Consider the following 24,779-nt stretch of genomic DNA (forward strand, 5'->3'; position numbering starts at 1 on the left):
ATAATGAAATAGGGAAAGTTTCAGACGACCCTATTTGAATTATCCACCCATTTCGAAACAATCAAACCGATGAACAGACCCTCCGTTATTTTCATTGATGTGGACGACACCCTTGTCAGAAGCGTAGGCAGTACGCGCATTCCCATGCCCGAAGTCATCCGCCAAGTCCGCCGCCTGCATGAAAACGGACATATGCTTTACCTTTGGAGCAGCGGAGGAGCCGACTACGCCCGTCGCAGCGCAGAAGAATTGGGCATATCGGAATGTTTCCAAGCATTTTTACCCAAACCGAACGCCTATATCGATGATCAAGCGGTACACGAATGGCGGTTCTGTACCCACTTCCTCCCTATCAACAGCGGACAAATCGACGGGTAACCTCAACAACAGCATTTCGCCCGACGGAATGAAAATGCAATTGCCGTGTATCCCTGTACATCTCTTGTACAAAAAGGTCGTCTGAAAAACAGCTTTTCAGACGACCTTCCAAAATGGTTGTTGCAAAAATATGACATATGAAATTTAAAATTCAACGGGTTTAATACCGCTTATCTCAATAAATTAACGTCTATCGGAGTTTTCGCGCAATTTATTCAAAAGATTTCACTTCTTAACAGCATTTAATACTAATGCTGGTAGAATTCAAATTGCTGACACACACCGCTCTTTTATCCCTTTTGGGCGGTGCAGCAAGTAAGACGTTTTCCCGCAATGTATTGGCCATTCATACTTCTCCCTTGGTATGAATGGTTTTTTTTATCTACAGTTTTGATAACTCAGCCCTGACGCCTGATTAAGCACGATAAATATCGCAAACGCCATACAGATCCCGCTGAAAGATAGGGTATATCTACAATCCTATTATCCGGCTTCAAAAACTGCCTTGAAGAATTGATAACAACATAAGGCAGATATACGCCCACTTCTCACAACAGCATTTTATACCAAAATTCAGCAAAAAACTGAAATATCAATCCACCCCAGAACCGACAATCCCATTTACACCGGCAGCCTGCGCCAACCGATACAAGATATGTTGCGGCATATCGTTGTGCCACAACCGCGTGATGTTCGCGATCACCGGCAGATGACAGGTTTGCCGCACCCTGACAATTGCATCCACATCCAAACGATAAGCATGTTCCGGTTCGAAACTCAAAGTCCCCGCCTCGCCCAAGATAATATGGTGATTGCCGCGCAAAGCGATGTGCTCGGCAGCCTCCAGCCAATCATCAACCCGATGATGCTTATCTTTACACAACACTACCGGCGTATTCAGACGACCCACTTCATCCAACAAGACCCGATTCCCCATCAGCTCTCCGCCCAGATACAAAACGTCTGCCTGCGCCTTCAAAGCCTCATCAATCTGACGCACATCGCGGATACGCACCAAAATCGGTTTTCCCTGTTCATGAAGCCGCTGAATATCCTGCTGCATCAGTTGGATTCTCGCCTTTTCGCTCCCGTTGTCCATTTCTGCATAAGGCTGTGCCGACAGATAAAACGGATCGACAAATCCCGCATCAGCATCCTCAATCCGATTGATATCCACGGTAATATCCAAAACCTTCTCGCCGCCAAACAACACGCCCCGTATCGAAATCTTGCTGTCTTCAGGCTGCTCCTCCCGACTGATGATTTTCCAATCGTTCAGAACCCGGAACACGCGCTCCACATCGGGCAGCCGCGCCAATTCATTGGAATGGAAGACCCGCTCGTCGCCCAGCGCGCCGATAATCGTCCTTTCTTCACCACGCGAAATATGTTCCCGCAAGCCACGGCTGCGAATCGTATCCACCACCCGTTGAACAGACTCCTCGCTCGACCATTTGCGCATTACGATAATCATCGACACCTCCTCAAACCAATAGAACCTGCATTATATAGTCACGTTTTATCAAAACAATACCTCAACACAAAGGTATGTGCACCAACCGTCTGCCTTAATATCTAAACAACATGGTCAGATATCGGGTCGTCTGAAATCCGTATCCCACCACTCAGCCCCATTCGTAACCCTCTGTCCCGACGCGCCAACCATCCCAAGGGCATGTGTTATACTCTTACTCTTTAATCTTTATTTGTGCCCATGAACCTTCTGCCAAACTCCGGAAAATTCTGGCTGAAATTCCTCATCTTCAGCCTCATAGCGGTCATCATTGCCGCTGCCGGACTGTACGCATCGGTTTACAACTTCTTCACACCCAAACGCATCGAAACCCTTACCCAATCCGCCCTGCAATCAACCCAACGCACCATCCGCTTCAGCCCCGAAATTCAACGCAGTTGGTTCCCCCGCCCCACCCTTACCCTCAAAAACGTCGTCATCTCCTACCCCAACAGCACGCAAGCCGCCATCCATATTAAAGAAACCAACATCGGAATCGGCTGGAGCAGCCTGTGGAACGACACACCCATCATCGAAAAATGGGTGCTTAAAGGCGCAGATGTTTCAATCGAACGCGCCGAAAACGGCAAATGGAGCCTTCAAGACCTTTGGCAGCAGCCCCGAAACACAGCCACGCTCAACCGCCTCGTTGTAGAAAACAGTACCCTGCGCCTAAGACTCGACAACACACCGTACACCATCGAAGACTTCAGCCTCAACCTCCGTTCGGAAGATTCCGACGGCCGCCGTTTCAAAATCGGCGGCAACATCCGCAACCCGCAGTTTCCCCTCGAATGGAACGGCAACGGTCTGCTTAAAACCAACGCAGCAAACTGGAGCATTCCCGAGCTGCGTTTTGAAGCGCAAAGCCGCCGCGACCAAGACACTGTCAAAATCAATATGACCAGCACCTTAGCTTGGCAAACGCAAAACCACACCCTGCAAGTCAGCAATATCAACCTACGCGCAGAAAGCGTTCAACGCAACCTCCACCTGACCGCCCAAGCGCCCCTGCTCATCTTCAAAGACAACCATCTCAACCTCAATACCGTCAGCGGAGCCTTTACCGCAGGCTCGCCCGACAGCCAATGGGACGGCTCCTTCAAACTCGACAAAACCAATCTGCGTCCGAGCGTCATTACTCTTGACAGCTTCGAGCTCAACGGCAGATACAAAAACCAACTGCGCCAAACCAGCTTTACCATCAGCGGCCCGATGTTGTGGCAGAAAAAAACCGGTTTACAATCCGACAACGTGCGCATTACCACCCTGCAGGACACCGTCAACCGACTGCCCCAACCGCGCTTTATCAGCATGCTTGACGGAAATTTCAGCCTGACCGATTCCGGCAACTGGCAAGGCAGCTTCAAAGGCACATTCGACCGCCAACCCGTTGCCTTGAGCTTAAAATACCAAACCCAGGCCGAGCAAAAACCCAGACTCGAAGCAGGCGTCGCCCTGCAAAAACTCAACCTCACCCCCTACTTGGAAGACTTTCAAGCCGGTTCAGACGACCCCTACCCGAAATTTCTCAACCACGCCAACACCCCCGATATCGAAGCCAGCATCAAGGTCAACAATATCCAAACGCCTGGCTTCCAATTGGACAACGTCGAAACCCGGCTGACCGCCAATAACGAACATATTACCCTGAGCAACTTCAAAGCCGGACTCTACGGAGGCCGTACCGAGGGCGGCATCAGCATAGCCAACACCACACCCCCCTCCTACCACCTCCAACAAAACGCAGAAAGCGTACAAATCCAACCCTTGCTGCAAGACCTGTTCGGCTTCCACAGCTTTAGCGGCAACGGCAACGCCGTCATCGACCTGACCGCCAAAGGCAACAACCGCGAGCAAATGCTCAAAAACCTCAACGGGATGCTGACCCTCAACATCTCCGAAGGCGCATGGCACGGCATCGACATGGACAACATCCTCAAAAACGGCATCATCAGCAAAGACAACACCAACCAAACCCCGCCGCCCAAAACCCCTTTCCACCATTTCGTCCTCAACAGCGAAATCGACAAAGGCATCAGCCGCCATGTCAACACCGAACTCTTTTCCGACAGCCTGCATGTTGTCAGCAGCGGCTACACCGACCTCAGCACCCAAGAGCTATCGGAAGACCTGCTCATCCGCAATGCCCTGAACCCGCAAAACAAACCCATTCCGCTCAAAATCAGAGGCACGGTACAAAACCCATCCATCACCATCGACTACAACCGCCTGACCGACGGCCTCAACAGCCCGCAGGAAAAACAAAAAGCCCTCGAAAACACCCTGCGCGAACAATGGCAATGGATCAATCCAAACCGCAAATAACCCAAAGGTCGTCTAAAAACCGTTCTCAGACGACCTTTAGCTTAATGAATCCATTGGATAGAGGATACACAAAAGATAATGACGCAGAATAGGCATTGACCGGTTTTCAGACGACCTGCCTAGCCACACAGCAATCCACCTTCTCCTTCATCCGCAGAAAAAACAAAGATAAATCTGACTGATACACAAATAAAGCCCCCTCTCCCATTCAGCGGGAGAGGGGGTATTTTTGCGGACAGAATTTTGACTTATGGCAAGATGCGTGAAGAAGCGTGAGGCCGTCTGAAAAAAACGATTGCCAATTTTTACAGCTAGAGTATAGTTCTTTATAACTATTTTTCAGCTAGTTCCTTATATCTATCTTTGCAACCTTGGATAAGTAGTTGCCATTGGGTACTCCGCCCGGCGGCAACATTTTTTTATCTGAAAGGATTTGATGAATTTTATTCGTTTTCTCTGACGCAGGTCGTCTGAAAAACCTAATACTTTGAATATTTATAGTTTTTATGGTTATAAATATCAAATAAAAATAAACATTTTACGACAACAGCTTTATCCGGGATCAATCAAATGAACAATACAAACAAAGAGAAACTTTTCAAACTCAGCACCTTGGCGCTCTGCCTTGCCGCGCTGCCGCAAGCCGTTCACGCCGCAGAAGAAGTGCAGCAGGTCGAATTAAAGCAGGTCAATGTGGTCGGCAAAAACCGCAGCCTACGTACCGAAAATCAAAACAGCTACACCGTATCCGCGATGCGTTCGACTACGGGATTGGTACTGTCTCCAAGGGAAATTCCCCAATCCGTCAGCGTCATCACCAAAAAACAACTTGAAGACCAAGGCGTGGCCAGCCTCGAAGGCGCGTTGCAGAATGCTACGGGCGTCAACGTCTTCAAAAGCGGCGGGCGCACGCATTTCATGTCGCGCGGCTATTTTATCGAGCAACTTGAAGAAGACGGCATTGCCACTCAAATCGGCTCGCCCGGCGGATTCGGCTTGGGCGGTCCGTCCGGCGACCCGACCAGCGTAACCGATATAGCGATGTACGACCGCATCGAAGTGGTACGCGGCGCGGCTGGGCTGACGCAGGCAAACAACGAACCGGGCGGCACGATTAACGCCGTCCGTAAGAAACCGACCTCCAAACGCCAGCTTTCCGCCGATTTGACGGTCAACACATGGGGCAGAGTGGGCGGCACGTTTGATGCGTCGGGTGCTTTAAGCCCTGAACACGGTCTGCGCGGACGTTTTGTCGGCTCGGTTGGCAGCAACAAAACCTTCCAAGACCAATCCGGCGGCCGCGACATCCTGCTTTACGGCGTGATGGACAAAGACATCGGCGACAACAGCAAGCTCACTTGGGGCGCGAGCTATCTCAACCAAACCAAAACACCCGACCCCGATGGCCTGCCCATGCGCGCAGACGGCAAAGAATGGAAACGCAGCCGCTATCTCGGCGCAGATTGGAACGAAGCCCGTCTGAAAAAACACAACCTCTTTGCCGAGTTTGAACATTATTTCAACGACAACTGGAAACTGAGCAGCAAGCTGGACTGGCGCAAAAGCGACAGCTTAAAAGAATATTACACGCTAGGCGGCACAGACAACGGCATAGGCGCGGACGGTTTGGGCAAAACTTACAGCTTCGACCGTTACGACACGGACAGCCGCCAGTTTACCTTCCAAAACAACCTGACCGGCCGCATCTTCGCCTTCGGTCAAAGCCACGACCTCTTCTTCATGCACAGCTATTCCAGAGAGAAGATGAACACGGGCAACCGCTGGTTCGACGACAACAGCACCTATAACGCGGATGCGTTCAACGGCAGCGAAAAAGCCAAACCCGATTGGGATGCCGATACCGCCAAGTCACGCGGCGGCAACGGCAGCTACCGCACCCACGCCTTCGGTTTGGGCGCACGCATCAATCCTACCGACAAACTGCACGTCATCGTCGGCGGACGCTACACCAACTGGCACCGCAACCTCTATTGGGACAGAAACCTCAAAGACAGCTCGGAAGGCACGTATTACGCGCTCAAACGCAACCGCTTCATCCCCTATGCCGGCATCACTTACGACATCACGCCTAAACAAAGCGTTTACGCCGCCTACACGTCCATCTTCAAACAAACGATGAACCGCGACTACAACGACAACCTGCTGCCGCCGATTATGGGGCGTAACTACGAAATCGGCTGGAAAGGCGAATGGAACGAAGGCCGTCTGAATACTTCCGTCGCGCTCTACCGCACCGACAAGGACAACAACAACCAGCGCGTCAATGCCCGTCCGCACCCTTATTGGGAACCGTTAGATCAAAGCAGCCGCGGTTTGGACGCTGAAATTTCCGGCAGCCTGACCGACCGTTGGCAGGTTTACGCAGGCTACACCTTCAACCGCAGCACCAACCGCAACAGCGTCGGCGACAATGTTGAATCGCGCCGAAAAGGCTACAACTTCAGCAGCCATACGCCGAAGCATATGTTCCGCCTCTACACCAGCTATATCCTGCCGGTGGATGACGGCAGATGGACGGTCGGGCTGGGGGTAAAGAGCAGCAGCAAAACCGCCAATTCCTACGGCTCCATCAAGCAAGGCGGCTACACGGTTTGGAATACCAACGTCCAATACCGCCCGAGCAAAAACCTGCAACTGGGGCTGGCGGTCAACAACCTGACCGACAAACGCTACTACGAAAACCAATACAGCCGTGCCGCCAACAGCGGCAACTTCTACGGCGAACCGCGCAACGCCGTGTTCAGCCTAAAATGGAAAATGTAAATAGCAGCATAGCAAGCACGGGTTGACCGCTCATTTTTTAAAAGCATAAACCAACTATTGCTGATAAAAAGGCCGTCTGAAAGTACAATTTCACTTTCAGACGGCCATTCGCACGCATTCACAAGCATTATGAAAACACTCAAAAAATTCTTTTACCTTGCCCGCCCTTTTTGGTCAGGGGCACACGGCCGCCTCCAATGGCTGATGCTCGCCGTTTTGATAGGGTTTACCCTATTCTCCATCACCATCAGCGTTTGGATTGCCGCATGGGACAAACGCTTCTACGACGCGCTGGCCGCATTTGACGGCGCATCCATGCCCGCGCTCATCGTCGAATACCTCGGCTATATGGCGATGGTTATCGGCTGTATCGTTTGTGCCGACTGGCTGCAAAAACGCCTCATCTTCCGTTGGCGCACCCATCTGACCGAGCAATTTCAAAAAGACTGGCTCGAAGGCCACAAACACTACCGCCTGCGCCTGACGGGCGAACCGGACAACCCCGACCAACGTATCGCCGAAGACATCTACCTGCTTACCGACAAAAGCATCAGCCTCTTTCGCTCCTTCATCAATAATATTGCCAAATTCAGCGCGTTTGTTACCGTACTGTGGACGCTCTCCGGCGTACAGACTTTCAACATCGGCGGATACAGCATTAACGTTTACGGCTACCTTGTTTGGGTTGCCTTGATTTATTCCGTCATCAGCACCCTGATTGCCCACCTCGTCGGCCGCAAACTCAAAAACCTCAACATCGACCGCCAGCACCGCGAAGCCGACTACCGCGCCGCCCTCCTGCGCGTGCGCGACCACGCCGAACAAATCGCCTTCTACAACGGCGGCGAAGCCGAAACAGGCCGTCTGAAACAACGTTACCTCCGCATCCGCGACAACTGGCGGCGGCTCACCAACTGCGAATTTCGCCAAGAAACCTTCTGGGCGACCTATGTGCGCATCAGCATCTTCATCCCCATCCTCGCCACCCTGCCCATGTACCTCGCCAAAACCATGACCTTCGGCGACATGATGCAGACCCGTACATCGTTTGCCCGCGTCCAAGACAGCTTCGGCTGGTTTACAGATTCCTACCGCCGCCTCATCGAATGGGCGGCAGTTGTCGAACGCCTCTCCGGTTTTCAGACGGCATTGGAACAAGTAGAACAAGAAGGCAGAAGCGCCGCCCGCCCAGCACCCGCCCTGACTTTAAACAACCGCCGTCAAAGCGGCATCCTCGTCCTGCAAAACCTCACCGTCCACACCCAAACCGGCAGCCCCCTGCTCACCGACATCAACCTCGAAGCCCACGCCCCCGAATGGGTATTGCTCGAAGGCAGAAGCGGTATCGGCAAATCCACCCTGCTGCGCGCCCTCGCAGGCTTGTGGCCGTATTATCAAGGCAGCTTCGCCCTCGACGGCAGCCTCCTCTTCCTGCCCCAACGTCCCTACCTCCCCGCCGACACCCTGCGCCACACCGTCAGCTATCCCCACCCCGCCTGCCAAGACGACCAAATCATTCAGACGACCTTGGAACAAGTCGGGCTAGGACGACTGAAAGATAATTTAGACGAACCATACGAATGGCACGGCATCCTCTCCGGCGGCGAACAGCAACGCCTCAGCCTCGCCCGCGCGCTGCTGCACAAACCGCAAATCCTGTTCCTCGACGAAGCCACCAACCAGCTCGATGGCGAATCCGCATTGGCGCTGATGCAAACCCTCAAACGTGCCTTACCCGACACCCTCGTCATCGGTATCAGCCACCAACCCGAAATCCAAGCCTTGTTCAGACGTAAAGTTAATTTAAAACCACTCAACGAGCTTGCAAACCGTTCAGATTAGTAATATAGTTCTTTCTGACTAGTTTCCTAGTTCTTTAGGGTTACTTTTTAAAACTCCTTGGATAGCCTCCGCCAGCTCCCGGCAGGAGGCGTTTTTTTGCCCGCAGTTTTTTGCCTGCGCTTAAGACATTGAGACCTTTGCAAAATTCCTTTTCCCCCAACAGCCGAAACCTAAACAAAGATTTTCGGCTGTTTTCGTTTCAAATATCCACTAATTCTACCCAATGCCCCCTTAATCCTCCCCGGATACCCGATAATCAGGCATCCGGGCCACCTTTTAGGCAGCAACAGGCACACTTAGCCTGTTAGCCGCTTTCAACAGGTTCAAACACATCGCCTTCAGATGGCTTTGCGCACTCACTTTGAGCAGTCCGAAATAGGCTGCCCGCGCATAGCGGAATTTACGGTGCAGCGTACCGAAGCTTTGTTCCACCACATAACGGGTCTTCGATAAATAGCGGTTACGTTTGGTTTGCGCTTCCGTCAGCGGACGGTTGCGGTGGGCTTTTCGCATAATGCCGTCCAACAACTGATGGTCTTCCAAATGTTGCCGGTTTTCCGCACTGTCGTAGCCTTTATCGGCATAGACGGTCGTGCCTTCGGCTATACCTTCCAGCAAAGGCGACAGGTGGTTGCACTTATGGGTATTGGCGGGGGTGATGTGCAGTTTCTCGATATAGCCTTCCTCATCGGTACGGGTATGTTGTTTGTAACCGAGTCTGTATAAACCGTTTTTCTTTGTCCAGCGGGCATCGCTGTCTTTACTCGGTGTGGTTTGTCCGCTGACTTGTCCTTCTTCATCGACTTCTATGGCCTGACGCTGTTTGCTGCCGGCGGTCTGAATAATGGTGGCGTCAATGACGGCGGCGGATGCTTTCTCTACTTTTAGGCCTTTTTCGGTCAGTTGGCAGTTAATCAATTTTAGCAATTCGGACAGGGTGTCGTCTTGCGCCAGCCAGTTGCGGTAGCGGCATAAGGCGCTGAATCGGGGATGCTCAGTTCGTCAAAACGGCAAAACAGGTTGAAGTCGATGCGGGTGATGAGGCTGTGTTCGAGTTCGGGATCGGAGAGGCTGTGCCATTGTCCAAGCAGGACGGCTTTGAACATGGACAACAGGGGATAGGCGGGACGGCCGCGGTGGTCTCTAAGATAACGGGTTCTTTGACGATTCAGGTACTGTTCGATCGGTTGCCAATTAATCACCTGATCCAACTTCAATAATGGGAAGCGGTCGATGTGTTTGGCGATCATGGCTTGGGCGGTTTGCTGGAAGAAGGTGCTCATGAGAAATCCCCTAAATGTCTTTGTGGGAATTTAGGGGATTTTGGGGAATTTTGCAAAGGTCTCAGCCTGCACTTCAATTTCCAAAGTACAGGCTGCTTTTTTCACTTCATCAACCCAATGCCTTTGCCAACGCCACCCCTACGCCTTTGGCGGATGCCGGGTTTTGACCGGTAATCAGACGGCCGTCCACCACCACGTTTTCCGCCCAGTTCGGCGCGGCATGGTGTTTTGCGCCGTGTTCAACGAGCGCGGTTTCCAGCAGGAAGGGGACGATTTTAGCTCCGCCCGTTGCTTCTTCTTCGGCGTTGGTGAAAGCGGCAACGTTTTTGCCGCTGACCAGATATTCGCCATTAGAAAGTTTCGCGTCCACCAGCGCGGCAGGGCCGTGGCAGACGGCGGCAACGATACCGCCGTTTTCGTACACTTCGCGGATAAGGCGTTGCGCGTCAAGGCTTTCGCGGAAATCCCACATCGTACCGTAGCCGCCGGTAAACAGAATGGCGGAATAGTCCGCGCCGTTCAGACCGCCCAGCCCGGGCGCAGCTTGCAAACGTTGTTGCAGGTCAGTTTGCTGCCAGTAATGGGCGTTCACGGGGTCATCCATATTCAGGCTGTCGGCATCAACGGGGGCGACTCCGGCTCGGATGGCGGCGATTTCGCTTCGGTGCCCGGCGGCTTCGGTTTCGTGCATGGGGTGCGTGAGTTCGGACAACCAAAAGCCGGTGGGCTGGCCGCTTGCACCTTTAACGGCATTGCTGGTTACAACGTAGAGAATGGGTTTGTCGGACATGTGTGTCTCCTGTCTGCAAGGTTGGTAAATAAAGGCTGGTTTTCAGAGGAGCTTTTGGCTGTATTCAGCCGTCTGAAATTTAAAAACAATATTAGTTTGTCTATGAAAAGCGGCGTTTTTGTGAAGCTGAAAGCAGCCTGCACTCTGATGCAATTAGGGTTGTCACTGCTTTGTTCATGTTTTCAGGTAGCCTCAATCCGCCACCGAAGCCGCCACCCATTTCACCACCAACGGTCGCACGCCGAGCAGGCTGGCGAATGCCACCGGCCAAGTAATCAAATATGATTTCAACAAACGCAGCGGGTAGCCCGCGTCGATGCCGATATTCAGAGCCACCAGCACCGCGCTCACAATCAGCACCATCACCGCTGAGGCGTAAAAAGAAAACAATACGCCCGCGTATTTTTTCGGCAATTTTTTCATCTCGCTCCCCTCAAAAAATCCATATCGTGTAGTTTAAACCGTTTATAAAAACACGAAAATAAGATAAATTGGCAAACACAGCCAAAACATGCACAAAGGAAGCAATAATGGATTGGGACTGGAACGGCATCCGCCACTTCACCACCCTCGTGGAAAAACAAACCCTTACCGCCGCTGCCGAACACCTGGGCGTGCAGCACAGCACCGTTTCGCGGCAAATCGCCCAGCTGGAAAACGCACTCGGCCTGCGCCTGTTTGACCGCATCGGCAAACGCTACCTGCTCACCCCCGAAGGCGAACGACTTTACCGTCATGCCTGCGAAATCTGCAAAGATATGAGCATGTTGCAGCGTACCGCGCGCGAACAGGCCGAGCTGCGGCACAGCGTCGTCATTTCCGCACCGCCATTCGTCGCCAGACTCCTGCTGATGCCCCACATTGCCGATTTCTACCGCAAACACAACGATATACGTCTTATCATTCAAAGTGATGCCGCACTCGCCGACTTGCACGGCCGCCAAGCCGACATCGCCCTGCGCCTCGTCCGCCCCACCCAAAACGACCTTGCCGTGCGCCGTATCGCCCATTTCTCCTACCGCATCTACGGCCATGAAGGCTACCTGAAAACCATCCGCCGCGAAGACTGGCGTTTCGTGCAAATTGCCGTAAACACCCGTTTTTCCCGCTGGTTTGCCGAACAAATCGGCGAAGATGCCGACATTTCCTTCGCCAGCAACGACTTCGCCGCCGTCAAACAAGCCGTGTGCGAACAAATCGGCATCGGTATCCTACCCGATTTCGCTGTTTTCCTTGCCGACAGGCTGCATCCCGTCTCACCCAATCCAGATGCCCCGCTACCTGAATTCGCAGCGGAACTCTTTCTGGTGATGCACGAAGACGTACGCCGCAGCCCCAGCGTCAGGGCGGTGGCGGATTACTTCGCGGAGGCGTTGGAACACATGTCGGTAAGATAAAAAGCAGCCTGCACTTCAATTTCAAAGTGCAGGCTGCTTTTGCGTTTGGGCGATACTGCTTTCGGCCTATTCCCTTTCCTTCGGCGGCACAATTGCCGGAAACCATCAGCACAATGGCGGTTAGTGTCCAAACTGTCCGAAGCAATCTGCGCCGTCGGCAATGCGCTGCTTGGCTTGCGCTTCGGTGGCGGAGTTGGTCAGGATTTCCGCTGCCTGCGTGCAGCCGATTTGTCGCAATACGTCGGCCAATACGTCCGATTTCGCCGTGTCTAAGCCGTCCTCATAGCGGCTTTTGGGCAGGCGCGCAGGGTTTCCAACCCGCGTTGTTTATCATGGCCTCTTACCCTATTAAAACGGAAGTCATGCTGATTGAGCCGAAGGCGAGTTCGTCATTGAATATTTCCATATCGTCCTGCAGTTCGCGCAGCGCGGCGGTATAGAGCAGCGGCAGGTAGTGTTCGGGGGTTGGCACGGAGAGCGCGGCGGCGTCCCCCTGCCGTTCGTAATGCACCAGTGTGTCGTTGTCCCGCGCGGCAAGGGCGCGGTTGACGGCATTGCGGAAGCCTATTGCCCAGTCGTAGCCCGCGGCGGGTTCGCGGCGCATGGCGCGCAGGTTGTGCACGATGTTGCCGCTGCCGGCCACCAGCACGCCTTGTTCGCGCAGCGGGGCGAGTTTTTTCGCCAAATCGAAATGCCATTGTGCAGGCTGCATCAGGTTCAAGCTGAGCTGCACCACGGGAATCTCGGCTTCGGGATATAGGTGTTTCAGCACCGCCCACGCGCCGTGGTCGAAGCCGCGTTCCGGTTTCGTTTCCACATTTGCAGGCTGCAACAACGAGCGCACCTGCCCCGCCAGTTCGGGCGAGCCGGGCGCGGGATATTGCACTTGGCTGAGTGCTGCGGGGAAGCCGTAAAAATCGTAAATCATTTCGGGGCGTTCGCCGGACGTTACCTGCAAACGGTTGCCGTACCAGTGCGCCGAAATCATCAGAATGGCTTTGGGCTTGGCAAATTTCTGCACGATGCGGCGGAAGCCTTGGTTGAACGGGTTTTCCGCGTCCAGCGCGTTCATCGGGCTGCCGTGTCCGACAAACAATACGGGCATTTTGTTCATGGTTTTTCCCAATTCGTTTTGAAGCGGATGATTTTACGGGAAATTTTTGTGCGAACCATCCCGTTTGGGGAAGAATATATTTTCTCGATAAGAAATAATTGGTCGCTTTTGAGCTTTTATGTTTTATTTTTGTTGGTTAAAGGCTACCTGAAAGTATGGGTGATGGTGTGGTTGGTTATGAAAAGCAGCCTGCACTTTGTTTTCCAAATGTGCAGGCTGCTTTTTATTTTTCAGGTAGCCTACACCCGCAGCGCATCCACAATCAGCTTAAACACATTCGAATGCCCGCGGCGGCTGGGGTAATAGAGGTAAAGCGGTTCGTAAGTCATAGCATACTCAGGCAACAGCTCGACCAGGTGCCCCGAATTGAGTGTATCCGCCACGCTCATATGTGCTATCCACGCAATGCCGAGGCCGTCTGAAACGGCTTGCAGGCGCAGATGGTTGTTGATGGAAAACTGCGATTTGGGCGTGAACGTAATCAGCTCTTTTTTGTATTTGAATTCCCACTGCATCTCCGCGCCGTGTTCGGCGGAGAGCTTCGCGCCGATGAGGCGGTGCTGCTGCAAATCGTCAATATTTTTCGGCGAACCGTGTTGCGCCAAATAATCGGGCGAGGCAACTAACGCCATTTTGAGCGGTGCGGAAATCGGCACGGCAATCATTTCTTTCGCTACCTCGTTGCCAAGCCGCACGCCCATGTCAAACCCTTCTTTCACAATGTCTGCCCAGCGGTCGTCCACCACGATTTCCAAACGGATTTTCGGGTATTGGTTCAAAATCGGCTTTAATTTCGGGTACAACACCGCTTCCGCCGCCACCACAGGGGCGTTGATACGGATTAAGCCCGATGGCGTACTCAGAAAATCATTCAATGCATCGACTTCGTGGTTAATCGCCTGATAAAGCGGAAAAAGCTGCTCAAAAAGCTGCTGTCCGGCTTCGGTCAGCGACACATTTCGTGTAGTGCGGTTGAGCAGGCGCAGGTTCAGCCGCATTTCCAGATTTTTCATGCTGTGGCTCAACGCCGAAGAAGTAATCCCCAAAAGCTGCCCTGCCTTCACAAAACTCTGAGTTTGCGCCAGCGTCAAAAAATAATTCAGCTCGTTAAAGTTCTGCATTTTCCTGCCCCGTTTTAGCTGATTAGTGAATTTAATTCACGACATCATAAAACAAAACCTAATTTATCTCAATAAAAATATGGGCTAAAATGGCTACACTTTCATGAGAACAAACAGGAGACAATATCATGCAAAACATCACATTAAACAACGGCGTACAAATTCCTGCACTTGGTTTCGGCGTATTCCAAATTACGCCCGCAGAAACCGAACAAGCCGTGATTGCCGCCATCAAGGCGGGTTACCGCCACATCGACACCGCGCAAGTTTATATGAATGAAACCGAAGTCGGTTTGGGAATTAAAAACAGCGGCGTGGCGCGTGAAGAATTGTTCGTTACCACCAAAATTTGGGTAGAAAATTTCGGCTACGAAGCCGCCAAAGCCTCGCTGGATCGTTCATTGTGTCGTCTGAATTTGGATTACATCGATATGGTGCTGATTCATCAGCCTTACGGCGACAGCTACGGCACATGGCGCGCGCTGGAAGAATATCAGGCAGCCGGCAAAATCCGCGCCATCGGCGTGAGCAATTTTTCGCCCGTACGCGCGGTGGATTTGGGACTATTCAATAAAGTGATGCCGCAAGCCAATCAGATTGAAATTAATCCGTTCCAACAAAAAACCGAAGCCGTTGCCGCTTTGCAGGCTGAAGGCATCGCCGTGGAAGCATGGGCACCGTTTGCCGAAGGTAAAAACGATATTTTCCACAATCCCGTGTTAAGCAAAATCGGTGCGAAATACGGAAAATCCGTGGCGCAAGTGATTACCCGCTGGCTGGTGGAACGCGACATCATCGTGTTAGCAAAATCCACCAAACCCGAACGCATGGCGGAAAACCTGAATGTCTTTGACTTTGCACTTAGCGATGAAGACAAAGCAGAAATTGCCAAACTGGACGGCACGTTCGACGCCATCGTCAATCACGACACGGTGGATAATTTGAAACGTATCGCTTCATGGAAAACGGGACAATAACCGCAAACATCACATCCCTTTTTATAAATTATTTATTCTAGGAGTAAAAATGAACATTTTATTATTAAACGGTGGTAAAGAATTCGGCCATTCGCATGGTGAGTTAAACCACACGCTTCACAAAAAAGCAAAAGAAGTTTTGACCGCACTTGGACACAATGTAAAAGAAACTGTGATTGATGCTGGCTATGATGTTGAGGCAGAAATCGAAAAATTCTTGTGGATGGATGCCGTGATTTGGCAGATGCCTGTTTGGTGGATGCACGAGCCTTGGACAGTGAAGAAATACATAGACGAAGTATTTATCGCTGGACACGGCAAGCTTTACCACAGTGATGGCCGTCATCGTGTTAGTCCAACTGAAGGCTTCGGTACAGGTGGTTTGTTGCAAGGCAAAAAACACATGCTTTCGCTTACTTGGAATGCGCCGATTGAAGCGTTCACCCGTGAAGGCGACTTCTTTGAAGGCAAAGATGTGGATGCTGTGTACATGCCTTTCCACAAACTCAACGAGTTCATCGGTTTGACCCGTCTACCGACATTTACATGTAACGATGTAGTTAAAAATCCACAAGTAGAACAATACTTCGCAGACTACCAAGCACATTTGAAAAAAGTGTTTGGTTAATGATAAAACATCAACTTGAAGTGGTGGGCTTTTGCCCACCATTTTGTCAGTCGCTAATTGGTACGAAATAGTGTAGCGAAAAACCATCTGCAATTCATTATATGAAAGGACAAAACATGATTAACGGGTTAGATATCGAACGTTTCCGAACTACCATGGCAGCGGTTGAAAACGACCATACAAAAGGCAAGGCAGCATTACGCGCCGATTCGCGCTGGGTATCCGGCACGAAGAACGAAATCTCCGTGCGCCGCTTCCCTGCCTTTACCACAGACGAACCGAAAAACATGGGCGGTGAAAACGCCGCCCCAAGTCCGATGGAATACCTGATCGGTGCTGCTGCAGGCTGCTGCGCCATAGGTTTCGAGTTGCAAGCAGCACAAGCAGGCGTGAAACTGGAACAGTTTGAAATATCCGCAAGCGGCGGTATCGACATGGCCAAACTGTGCGGCATGGAAGATGGCTACGGCGGACTGGATAATCTGGTGCTAACCGTAAAAGTAAAAGCCGACGCCGACCTTCCTACCCTGCAAAATTTCGCCGACCGCTCCGCCGCCAGCTCGCCAGTGTTGAACAGCCTGAAAGCGCGGGTAAAAGTGGTTGTGGAAAAAATCTAGACGACTCAAAACGTTTTCTTGTTTTCATTTCGTTGAAAGCCCCTTTTCTGGACAACTAGAAAAGGGCTTAATCGCTCAAAGGAGTACATGACATGCAACAACTGCACACTTTGAAAGACATCGAACAGGCCATCGCCACACACTCTTTAGTATCACTGTACATCAAAGCCCCAATCTGCGGTGTTTGTACGGTCGTGGCCGCCCAGCTTGACTCAGCTTTGGCGGTGGAAGGAAATGTGTATGCCGTAAAAGCCGATATTGCTGAAATACCCGAAATGGCCGGACGTTTCCACGTGCTGACCGCACCTGCATGGCTGCTGTTTTATCAAGGCAAGGAAGTAGAACGGATGGCCCGCTTCATCCCTCAGGCACAGATGAAGCAGACATTGGCAAAATGGACAAAAGTAGCAGAAAGCGGACATTAGTAACCGTTCTATCAATGTTTCAGACGGCTGCGGTCTTGATAATGATACAAGTGGTCAAGTTTTTAAGATGATTTGCAAAACACTTAAAAATTTGACCGCTCTTTTTTACGAAAAGGTCGTCTGAAACGGCTTGTAGACTGAGATAATGATTGATGAAATGCTGTGATTTGTACACTAAAACCATCTTCTGAAAACTCCCTTTGACATTCCCCATCGTTCCCTTTAAAATGAGTTCAAGTTTTTAAACATATAAACTTAAAAGGCCGAATATGCCGCAACAAACCATGAATTTAATGCGCGAGTGCATACCCATTTTTACCGTGTTGAGCGATGAAAACCGCCATCAAATCCTGCGCGTGCTGTGGGAACACGGCAAGATGAATGTGAATGAGCTGACCGAGCATCTGCATCTGTCGCGTCCTGCGGTGTCGCATCATTTGAAAATTATGTTGCAAGCCGGGGCGGTGGCGGTGGAGCAGGTCGGCAAAGAGCGGTTTTACAGTATTGCCATGGCGGATGCGGTGGAGAGATTGAAACAGCTTGCCAATTTGATGGCGCAAAATTGCCCGCTTTCAAAATAGGGTTATCCGTTAACCCTTTATTTTTACCCAAATACGTTTACATTTTTAAACTTATCAACTTAAAGGAACGATTATGTTATTCACGCCATTCACTTTTCCAAACGGCAAAACCGCCAAAAACCGTATTTTCAAATCAGCTATGGAAGAACAACTTGCCCAAAACGACCAGCCGTCTGAAAAACTTGTCCGCCTGTACGATACTTGGGCAAAAGGCAGTGCAGGTGTATTGGTTACAGGCAATGTAATGGTTGCCGAAAGCGGCAAAGGTTCGATAAACGATGTGGTGATTTCAGACGACCGCGGGCTTGAGATGCTGAAAAAATGGGCGAAAGCCGGCACGCAAAACGACACGCTGCTCATCATGCAAATCAACCATGCGGGCAAACAGTCGCCTGCGGTGGTCAATAAAACGCCGCTTGCGCCGAGCGCAGTGCCGTTGGAGGGCATGGACGGCTTCATCAATCCGCCGCGCGAATTGACTGCCGATGAAATCAACGGGCTGATTCAGCAATTCGTGCAAACCGCAAAAATTGCCGAACAGGCAGGCTTTTCAGGCGTACAAATTCACGCCGCACACGGCTATCTCATCAGCCAATTCCTCTCGCCGCACCACAACCGCCGCCAAGACCAATGGGGCGGCAGCTTGGAAAACCGTATGCGCTTCCTTTTGGAAACCTACACCGCCATCCGCGCTGCCGTGGGCAAAGATTTCTTGGTGGGTGTAAAACTCAATTCGGCGGACTTCCAAAAAGGCGGTTTTGATGAAAGCGAATCGGTGCAAGTGGTACAAAAGTTATCAGAAATGGGCATTGATTTTATTGAAGTTTCCGGTGGCAACTACGAAAGCCCGCAAACGCGAAGCTTTCTTTATCGATTACGCCGAAAAAGCCCGTGCAGTCAGCCAAGCTCCGCTGATTATCACCGGCGGCTTCCGTTCGCAAAACGCCATGGAAGACGCCTTATCCAGCGGCCATTTGGATTTGGTCGGCGTCGCCCGCCCATTTGCCTTAGTGCCTGATTTGGCAAACAAAATGCAAAACGGCACCTACCAAACCGTACAAACCGACCGCATCCAAACAGGCGTGGCGTTTGTTGATAAAAAAGCGGGCGCGATGCTGGAAATGAACTGGTATATGACGCAAATGGACTTGATCGGACAAGGCAAAAAGCCCAATCCTAAATTGTCGGCGTGGAAAGTATTGTTGAAAACTTTATGGGAAAATGGCAAAGCAGGTTTAAGCACAGGCAGGGCTTGATAAACCACTTGAAACACTGTTTGGAATGGGCTACCTGAAAGCAGCCTGCACTTTGTTGATTGAAGTGCAGGCAGCTCTTTACATTTTATAGTGGATTAACTTTAAACCAGTACGGCGTTGCCTCGCCTTGCCGTACTATCTGTACTGTCTGCGGCTTCGTCGCCTTGTCCTGATTTAAATTTAATCCACTATAGCTTCGCAGAAACTTTGTTTAACTCCGCTGAAGTTCACATTTTTTGAAACGGTTTGTTTTCAGACGACCTCTTCCAAATCGCCTTCGTGGGTTTCGCGCAGGTGTTCACGCAAGCGTTGGAGTTCGTGTTTGTCCAGCCACTTGCGGCGGCTGCGTTGCAGGAGGATGACGAGCGAGGAAATTTCGTTGCGCATATTGGTGCTGAGCCAGAGGAAGCCTTGCCATTCGTAATGGAGGCGGGCGGCGAGTTTGCCCAGATCGGGATTGATGGAGGTGTCGATGCGGATGCGGCGGGCGTAGTGGCCTTTGATGAGGCGGACGGTCAGGCGCAGGTCGCGTTGGAGGCGGTTGAAATGGCGGTCGAGGAGGCGGATTTCGTGTTCGTTGAGGGTGGGGGCTTGCAGCTTGGCGGCGGTGGTGAGGAGCAGCTCGGTGGTGTTGACGATTTTGCGGTGGGCGTGCTGCATGGCTTCCATCATGGCGGGGCTGATGTGGCTTTCGCCCGATGTGGCGGCGAGGTGGCTGCGGCTTTTGACCATGCGGGCGTTGATTTGGCGCATTTTGACCATGTTTTGCTCCAGCCGCTCGCGGGTCATGCGTTTGCCGTTGCTGATTTCGGCAATCATTTTGCCGCATTCGGTCAGGTTGTCGGCAAGCATAAACCGCCACATGAGTGTGGAACGCAAGGGCAGGAGTTTGGCGGAGATGATGGCGATGGCGGCGCCGATGAGGACGTTCATAGCGCGCATGAGGCCGCTGTCGAGCCAGTTGTTGCTGTTGTCGCCGATGAGCATGCACATGGTCAATCCGGCAAGCATGGGGACGTAGCCGTTTTTGCCGACCGCACCCCAGCCTGCGGCTGCGCTGGCGGCACCTACGGTCAGGTAAAAGAGGATGCCGCCGTGGAAGTAGTGTTGGTTGAGCCACAACAGGGTCAAACCTGCGCCCAAACCGATGACCGTGCCGAGCATGCGTTCGACGGCTTTGGAGTAAATCGCGCCTTGAAATTGGAGCATGCCGAGTACGACGAATACGGTCATGCCTATCCATTCGCCGTGTTGGAGGTGGAGGAGTTTGGCAAGCAGGGTGGCAAACAGTACGGCAAGTCCGAGCCGGACGGCGTGTATGAGGCGGCGGTAGCGGTAGCGTTCGTAGGAGTTGAGCCAGCGTTTGACGAAGCGTTCGCGTTGTGAGGCGTTCATGATTGGGGCTATCTTGTTGAGATTTTTGGGTTTATCGGGCGGTATTGTAACGGGAATCGATAGGGAGATACAGGTTTCTGAATAAAGGATTTTCGGCTGGGCTGAAACAGATTGTTTTGGGAAGATAAAGCTAAGATCGAGCCATCATTGCATTAAATATTTTCGGTAAAAAGCAAAAGGCCGTCTGAAATACTACATGGTATTTCAGACGACCTTTTTAACCGGGCTATGGTTTTACCAAATATCGGATTTGATTTTGCGTTTCAAACCCGGATGTTCGGAAAGTTTGAAGACAGGGTCTTTGCCCATTTTCAGTTTCGCCGTGTAGTCCCTCAACAGTAGGAAGGCAAGCGGAGAGAGGAGCAGGATGGCGACAAGGTTGATCCATGCCATCGTACCCATTGCCATATCCGCCATATCCCAAACCAGCGGCACGTTGGCGACTGCGCCGAAATACACCCAGCCCAAAACGAGCATACGGAAAAGGGCGGTCAACAGCCAATGGTTTTTGATGAACTGCACATTGGACTCGGCATAGGCATAGTTGCCGATGACGGTAGAGAAGGCAAACATAAACAGAATGATTGCCAAGAAATCCGCGCCCCATGCACCGACTTGGCTGATAATCGCTGCTTGGGTCAGCTCTGCGCCGTTCAAATTGCCGTAAGGTTGTTGGTAAACCAAAACGATAAACGCCGTGCAGGAACATACAATAATCGTATCGACGAATACGCCCAGCATTTGAATCATACCTTGGGAAACAGGGTGTTTGACTTCGGCGGCTGCGGCGGCGTTAGGCGCAGAACCTTGACCTGCTTCATTGGAGTACAGACCGCGTTTGATACCGATCATCATAGTTTGCGAAATCAAACCGCCGAGCAGGCCGCCGCCGGCTGCTTTAAAGTTGAACGCGCTGTCGAAAATCTGACCGAAGACATGAGGAATCAGGCTGATGTTGGTGATGATGATGTAGAGCGCCATCAGCAGATATAAAGTCGCCATCAGCGGGACAAGCATTTCGGCGAAGCGGGAAACACGGCGGATACCGCCGAAAATAATCGGCGCAGTCATGATGACCAATGCGACGCCGACCGCATGTTCGTCCCAGCCCCATGCGGCTTTGGCGGTTACGGCGATGGTGTTGGTTTGAACGGCTTCATAAACGAATCCGAAGCAGAAAATCAGGCTCAATGCAAATACGATACCCAACCATTTCTGACCCAAACCTTGGGTAATATAGTAAGCAGGACCGCCGCGGAAATGATGGTTGTCGTAATCGCGGATTTTGAACAACTGCGCCAGCGAAGATTCGACAAACGCCGAGCTCATACCGATTAATGCGGTGATCCACATCCAAAATACCGCGCCCGGTCCGCCGCTGCTGATGGCAATCGCTACACCCGCGATGTTGCCCACACCTACACGGCTGGCAAGTCCGGTAACGAAAGCCTGAAACGGCGTAATACCGTGCGGGTCATCGCCTTGTTTGCGGCCGCCGAGCATTTCTTTGATACTGCGTCCGAGCAGGCGGAATTGTACGAAACCGGTGGCAACCGTGAAAAACAGCCCTGCACCCAACAGGACATACACCAGCCCTGTCCACATCGGATCATTGATTTTCTGAACCAATTGGTGCAGCGATTCGGTAAAGTTGTTATCCATAAAAGCCTTTCTGAATTTGAATGACGGACGGTTTGCCGCCGTTCGGAAGTAGTGCATTGTAACAGACTGTCAACAAATTGAAAAAGTTTTATATCGGCGTGAAATAATGTATCTAATTGATTGATATTCAACAATTAAAACCCTTGATCAGGGGCGGATGAGGCCGGATCCGCTTTCCTGTGCGAAGCGGGCAAATGCCTGAAAGAGGTCGTCTGAAAACGGGTTGAGCCTGCCTAGGAACCAGGTGCAAAGTGCCGTATATTTCCCAACTGTTACCGCTTGTTATTCAATTGCGCCGAAAAATACGGTTTACGTTAGAATGCCATCCGAAATTCCGGCTGTATGGCGATAAACGCGGCAGTCCGGTTTCAGACGACCTTTGTGCCACAAACAGGAAAATCTATGCATGCTACGATTCAAAGCCGTTTCGCGCCGATTTTATACGTCGTAATATTTTTTGCAGGCTTTCTGACCGCCTGCCTTTGGTTTAATCCCCAAGACTATCTTGCTGATTTGGCGCCCGTTGTTACCGCAGTCTCCGCCGTTGCGCTGGTGTGGTTGGCATGGACGGCGGTTTCGGTCATCGCGCGGAAAAAGAACGAATGGCTGCGCAGGGAAAAATTGATACAGCAGGAAAAAGTCCATCCCGTCTTGCATGCTTCCCTTCAAAGCGTGGAAGAACAGCCGGAGATGCTGGCATTGACTATCCGCAACCATGGCAAAGGCATGGCGAAAAACATCCGCCTGCAAGTGTCGTCCGTGTCTGATAAGGCGGCGGAACGCGCTATCGTTGATGCAGTGGGCAAATTGGTTATCGTTGGCGACGGCTTGGATATGCTGGCTTCGGGAGAAGTATACGGCAGCGTGTTTGGCGATATCCGCGAGCTGTCGGCAAGTCTGCCGGAGAAAAAATTCGGCGGCATCATGAAACTCGTCATGACGTACTGCAATGTGTTTGGCGAAACCTGTATATCCGAAACATCTTTGGATTTAAGTCTGCTTAACGCGGTGGAGCTGTCCGAAGCCGAACAAAAACCTAGCAAATTATTGTATTGATGTGGATTGGGGCCGACACCAAAGGTCGTCTGAAACACATTTTTTGTGGAGCAAATACAAACAGCTTCTGAAAAGTATAGTGGATTAACTTTAAATCAGGACAAGGCGACGAAGCCGCAGACAGTACAGATAGTACGGCAAGGCGAGGCAACGCCGTCCTGGTTTAAAGTTAAGCCACTATATGATTGTCTTTGCGTGCCAACCTCTTTATAATGCGCACACTCTTACGGGAGTAGCCATCTGATGTTTGCTAACCATCAGAGCCGTTATCAACATAATTGACTGAGTTTGACAAAAATCGGTCATGGTGGCGGCATCTTCCTGAAAACCGGAAGACAGGCAAGACGTAAGCGTTGTCCATACCCTTGCGGGCGGTATGTGCAACGCTTTTTGTTTTTGCCCGCTTCGGTTGAGTATCTTATGGAAGCATTTTTCTCTTCAATGTTGGGCGTTGCCATTGCCGAAATCGGCGATAAAACGCAACTGCTCGCTCTTTTCCTTGCCGCACGTTTCGCCCAGAAAAACGCGGTAGTCTCCGGCATCTTCATTGCCACTTTACTGAATCATTTAGTTTCTGCATTTGTCGGCGTATGGCTGGCGGAAGCCATTTCTCCCGAGATCGTCAAATGGGTCGTCGGCATCAGCTTTATCGCGGTCGGTTTGTGGCTGCTTCTGCCCGATAAAGATGAAAACCCCGACAGCCGCTGGCTCAAATACGGCGCGTTCGGGGCGACGGTTTTCCTGTTTTTCATAGCGGAAATCGGCGATAAAACCCAAATCGCCACGGTCTTGCTGGCGGCAAAATACCAATCCTTATCCATGGTCGTACTCGGCAGCGTTGCCGGATTGATGTTGGCAACCGTCCCCGTGGTTTATCTGGGCGATATGTTGATGAAAAAAATCCCCGCCAAAGCCGTGCGGATTTCCGCCTGCGTACTGTTTTGCGTATTGGGCGTCATCACTCTGGCCGGTGGCGGCATTATGTTGAAATAGGTCGTCTGAAATGTGGGAAATCTTATTTAGACATACGGATTTTGTTGCCATTAACAAGCCGCAAGGCGTATCCGTACATCAGGAAGAGGGCGAAGTCAGCCTGACGCAGACGCTGGCGGCGCAACTCGGCCTTGAGCAGGTTTGGCTGCTGCACCGCTTGGACAGGCTGACCAGCGGCGTGCTGCTGTTTGCCCTGAACCCGCAAAGCGCGTCGGCGCTGGCGCAGCAATTTGCCGCCAAAACCATGCGTAAAACTTATTTGGCGCTGGCAACGGACAAGCCGTCTAAGAAACAAGGTTGGATCAAAGGCAATATGGAAAAATCGCGGCGCGGCGCATGGAAACTGACGCGCGGCATGGAAAATCCCGCCGTAACCGAATTTGACAGCCACAGTTTAGAACCCGGCTTGCGCCTGTTCGTTCTACATCCACATACGGGCAAAACCCACCAGCTTCGTGTCGCCATGAAAAGCTTGGGCAGTCCGATTTTGGGCGATACGCTCTACGGCGGGAAGCCTGCATCGAGGATGTTCCTTCATGCGTGGAAAATCAAATTTGATTATCAAGATCAGGCGTTTGAAATCGTCGCGCCCTTGAGTGAGGAATGGCCGTTGAGGGACATGGATTTTTTGTGAAAATT

The 24,779-nt window shown here is 51.6% G+C and carries 20 protein-coding genes and 3 pseudogenes; 14 read left to right on the plus strand and 9 right to left on the minus strand.

Annotated features, from left to right (window positions below; all coding sequences use genetic code 11):
- Positions 1-45 precede the first annotated feature (45 nt).
- Positions 46-378 (plus strand): annotated as a pseudogene (locus tag ACMYUL_RS03280) (DUF705 domain-containing protein); the annotation flags it as partial.
- A gap of 592 nt (positions 379-970) precedes the next feature.
- Here ACMYUL_RS03280 and ACMYUL_RS03285 read toward each other — a convergent pair.
- On the minus strand, positions 971-1,852 hold the full coding sequence (locus ACMYUL_RS03285; RefSeq protein ID WP_415772040.1) for a chorismate mutase: 882 nt from the start codon (positions 1,850-1,852) through the stop codon (positions 971-973).
- A gap of 240 nt (positions 1,853-2,092) precedes the next feature.
- On the opposite strand from ACMYUL_RS03285, the gene ACMYUL_RS03290 reads away from it, so the two are divergent.
- The 3 genes from ACMYUL_RS03290 to ACMYUL_RS03300 all read left to right on the plus strand — a co-directional run bounded on the left by ACMYUL_RS03290 (position 2,093) and on the right by ACMYUL_RS03300 (position 8,845).
- Positions 2,093-4,219 carry an AsmA family protein gene (locus ACMYUL_RS03290; protein WP_415772042.1) on the plus strand — a complete coding sequence of 709 codons (2,127 nt, stop codon included), beginning with the start codon at positions 2,093-2,095 and terminating at the stop codon, positions 4,217-4,219.
- A gap of 570 nt (positions 4,220-4,789) precedes the next feature.
- Complete coding sequence (locus ACMYUL_RS03295) at positions 4,790-7,003, plus strand: TonB-dependent siderophore receptor (protein ID WP_415772044.1); 2,214 nt, start codon at positions 4,790-4,792, stop codon at positions 7,001-7,003.
- A gap of 129 nt (positions 7,004-7,132) precedes the next feature.
- Positions 7,133-8,845 (plus strand): ABC transporter ATP-binding protein/permease, encoded by a 1,713-nt coding sequence (locus ACMYUL_RS03300; RefSeq protein ID WP_415772046.1) that lies wholly within the window; start codon positions 7,133-7,135, stop codon positions 8,843-8,845.
- Positions 8,846-9,121: 276 nt separating this feature from the next.
- Here the strand turns inward: ACMYUL_RS03300 and ACMYUL_RS03305 are convergent.
- The 3 genes and pseudogenes from ACMYUL_RS03305 to ACMYUL_RS03315 all read right to left on the minus strand — a co-directional run bounded on the left by ACMYUL_RS03305 (position 9,122) and on the right by ACMYUL_RS03315 (position 11,341).
- Positions 9,122-10,128, minus strand: a pseudogene (locus ACMYUL_RS03305) (IS5 family transposase).
- Between the two features lie 109 nt (positions 10,129-10,237).
- Positions 10,238-10,918 carry a type 1 glutamine amidotransferase domain-containing protein gene (locus ACMYUL_RS03310; RefSeq protein ID WP_003778834.1) on the minus strand — a complete coding sequence of 227 codons (681 nt, stop codon included), beginning with the start codon at positions 10,916-10,918 and terminating at the stop codon, positions 10,238-10,240.
- A 192-nt stretch (positions 10,919-11,110) separates the two neighbouring features.
- The gene (locus tag ACMYUL_RS03315) at positions 11,111-11,341 is read right to left on the minus strand and encodes a DUF2798 domain-containing protein (protein WP_114921363.1); all 231 of its coding nucleotides are present in this window, start codon (positions 11,339-11,341) and stop codon (positions 11,111-11,113) included.
- A gap of 107 nt (positions 11,342-11,448) precedes the next feature.
- On the opposite strand from ACMYUL_RS03315, the gene ACMYUL_RS03320 reads away from it, so the two are divergent.
- Positions 11,449-12,315 carry a LysR family transcriptional regulator gene (locus ACMYUL_RS03320; protein ID WP_415771052.1) on the plus strand — a complete coding sequence of 289 codons (867 nt, stop codon included), beginning with the start codon at positions 11,449-11,451 and terminating at the stop codon, positions 12,313-12,315.
- Positions 12,316-12,435: 120 nt separating this feature from the next.
- On the opposite strand, the gene ACMYUL_RS03325 is transcribed toward ACMYUL_RS03320, so the two are convergent.
- From ACMYUL_RS03325 to ACMYUL_RS03335, 3 genes are all read right to left on the minus strand, one after another.
- On the minus strand, positions 12,436-12,564 hold the full coding sequence (locus ACMYUL_RS03325; RefSeq protein ID WP_415771054.1) for a metal ABC transporter substrate-binding protein: 129 nt from the start codon (positions 12,562-12,564) through the stop codon (positions 12,436-12,438).
- Positions 12,565-12,655: 91 nt separating this feature from the next.
- Entirely contained in the window at positions 12,656-13,429 is a 774-nt protein-coding gene (ygiD, locus tag ACMYUL_RS03330) for a 4,5-DOPA dioxygenase extradiol (protein ID WP_415771056.1), read from the minus strand.
- A 239-nt stretch (positions 13,430-13,668) separates the two neighbouring features.
- Positions 13,669-14,550: a LysR family transcriptional regulator gene (locus ACMYUL_RS03335; RefSeq protein ID WP_415772048.1), complete on the minus strand. Its 882-nt coding sequence runs from the start codon at positions 14,548-14,550 to the stop codon at positions 13,669-13,671.
- Positions 14,551-14,678: 128 nt separating this feature from the next.
- Here ACMYUL_RS03335 and ACMYUL_RS03340 point away from each other — a divergent pair, with 128 nt between their 5' ends.
- The 6 genes and pseudogenes from ACMYUL_RS03340 to ACMYUL_RS03365 all read left to right on the plus strand — a co-directional run bounded on the left by ACMYUL_RS03340 (position 14,679) and on the right by ACMYUL_RS03365 (position 19,034).
- A complete protein-coding gene (locus ACMYUL_RS03340; protein ID WP_415772050.1) occupies positions 14,679-15,527 on the plus strand; it encodes an aldo/keto reductase in 849 nt (282 codons plus the stop codon).
- A gap of 49 nt (positions 15,528-15,576) precedes the next feature.
- A complete protein-coding gene (locus ACMYUL_RS03345) occupies positions 15,577-16,155 on the plus strand; it encodes an NAD(P)H-dependent oxidoreductase (RefSeq protein ID WP_049332393.1) in 579 nt (192 codons plus the stop codon).
- Positions 16,156-16,271: 116 nt separating this feature from the next.
- A complete protein-coding gene (locus ACMYUL_RS03350) occupies positions 16,272-16,772 on the plus strand; it encodes an OsmC family protein (RefSeq protein WP_342032254.1) in 501 nt (166 codons plus the stop codon).
- A 92-nt stretch (positions 16,773-16,864) separates the two neighbouring features.
- On the plus strand, positions 16,865-17,197 hold the full coding sequence (locus ACMYUL_RS03355) for a thioredoxin family protein (RefSeq protein ID WP_415772053.1): 333 nt from the start codon (positions 16,865-16,867) through the stop codon (positions 17,195-17,197).
- Positions 17,198-17,466: 269 nt separating this feature from the next.
- Positions 17,467-17,778 (plus strand): metalloregulator ArsR/SmtB family transcription factor, encoded by a 312-nt coding sequence (locus ACMYUL_RS03360; RefSeq protein WP_342032253.1) that lies wholly within the window; start codon positions 17,467-17,469, stop codon positions 17,776-17,778.
- 73 nt (positions 17,779-17,851) lie between these two features.
- Positions 17,852-19,034 (plus strand): annotated as a pseudogene (locus ACMYUL_RS03365) (NADH:flavin oxidoreductase/NADH oxidase family protein).
- Between the two features lie 252 nt (positions 19,035-19,286).
- On the opposite strand, the gene ACMYUL_RS03370 reads toward ACMYUL_RS03365, so the two are convergent.
- Positions 19,287-20,429 carry an FUSC family protein gene (locus tag ACMYUL_RS03370; protein WP_342032251.1) on the minus strand — a complete coding sequence of 381 codons (1,143 nt, stop codon included), beginning with the start codon at positions 20,427-20,429 and terminating at the stop codon, positions 19,287-19,289.
- A 234-nt stretch (positions 20,430-20,663) separates the two neighbouring features.
- A complete protein-coding gene (locus ACMYUL_RS03375) occupies positions 20,664-22,091 on the minus strand; it encodes an amino acid carrier protein (RefSeq protein WP_049231336.1) in 1,428 nt (475 codons plus the stop codon).
- A gap of 402 nt (positions 22,092-22,493) precedes the next feature.
- Here ACMYUL_RS03375 and ACMYUL_RS03380 point away from each other — a divergent pair, with 402 nt between their 5' ends.
- The 3 genes from ACMYUL_RS03380 (at position 22,494) to ACMYUL_RS03390 (ending at position 24,774) form a co-directional block, all read left to right on the plus strand.
- Positions 22,494-23,147, plus strand: a complete 654-nt coding sequence (locus ACMYUL_RS03380; RefSeq protein ID WP_049231337.1) for a hypothetical protein — start codon at positions 22,494-22,496, stop codon at positions 23,145-23,147.
- A gap of 420 nt (positions 23,148-23,567) precedes the next feature.
- The gene (locus tag ACMYUL_RS03385) at positions 23,568-24,140 is read left to right on the plus strand and encodes a TMEM165/GDT1 family protein (RefSeq protein ID WP_342032250.1); all 573 of its coding nucleotides are present in this window, start codon (positions 23,568-23,570) and stop codon (positions 24,138-24,140) included.
- A gap of 10 nt (positions 24,141-24,150) precedes the next feature.
- Positions 24,151-24,774, plus strand: a complete 624-nt coding sequence (locus tag ACMYUL_RS03390; RefSeq protein WP_342032249.1) for a TIGR01621 family pseudouridine synthase — start codon at positions 24,151-24,153, stop codon at positions 24,772-24,774.
- The last annotated feature ends 5 nt before the right edge of the window (positions 24,775-24,779 follow it).

This window comes from Neisseria sp. CP9, assembly GCF_047758525.1.
Lineage (GTDB): Bacteria > Pseudomonadota > Gammaproteobacteria > Burkholderiales > Neisseriaceae > Neisseria.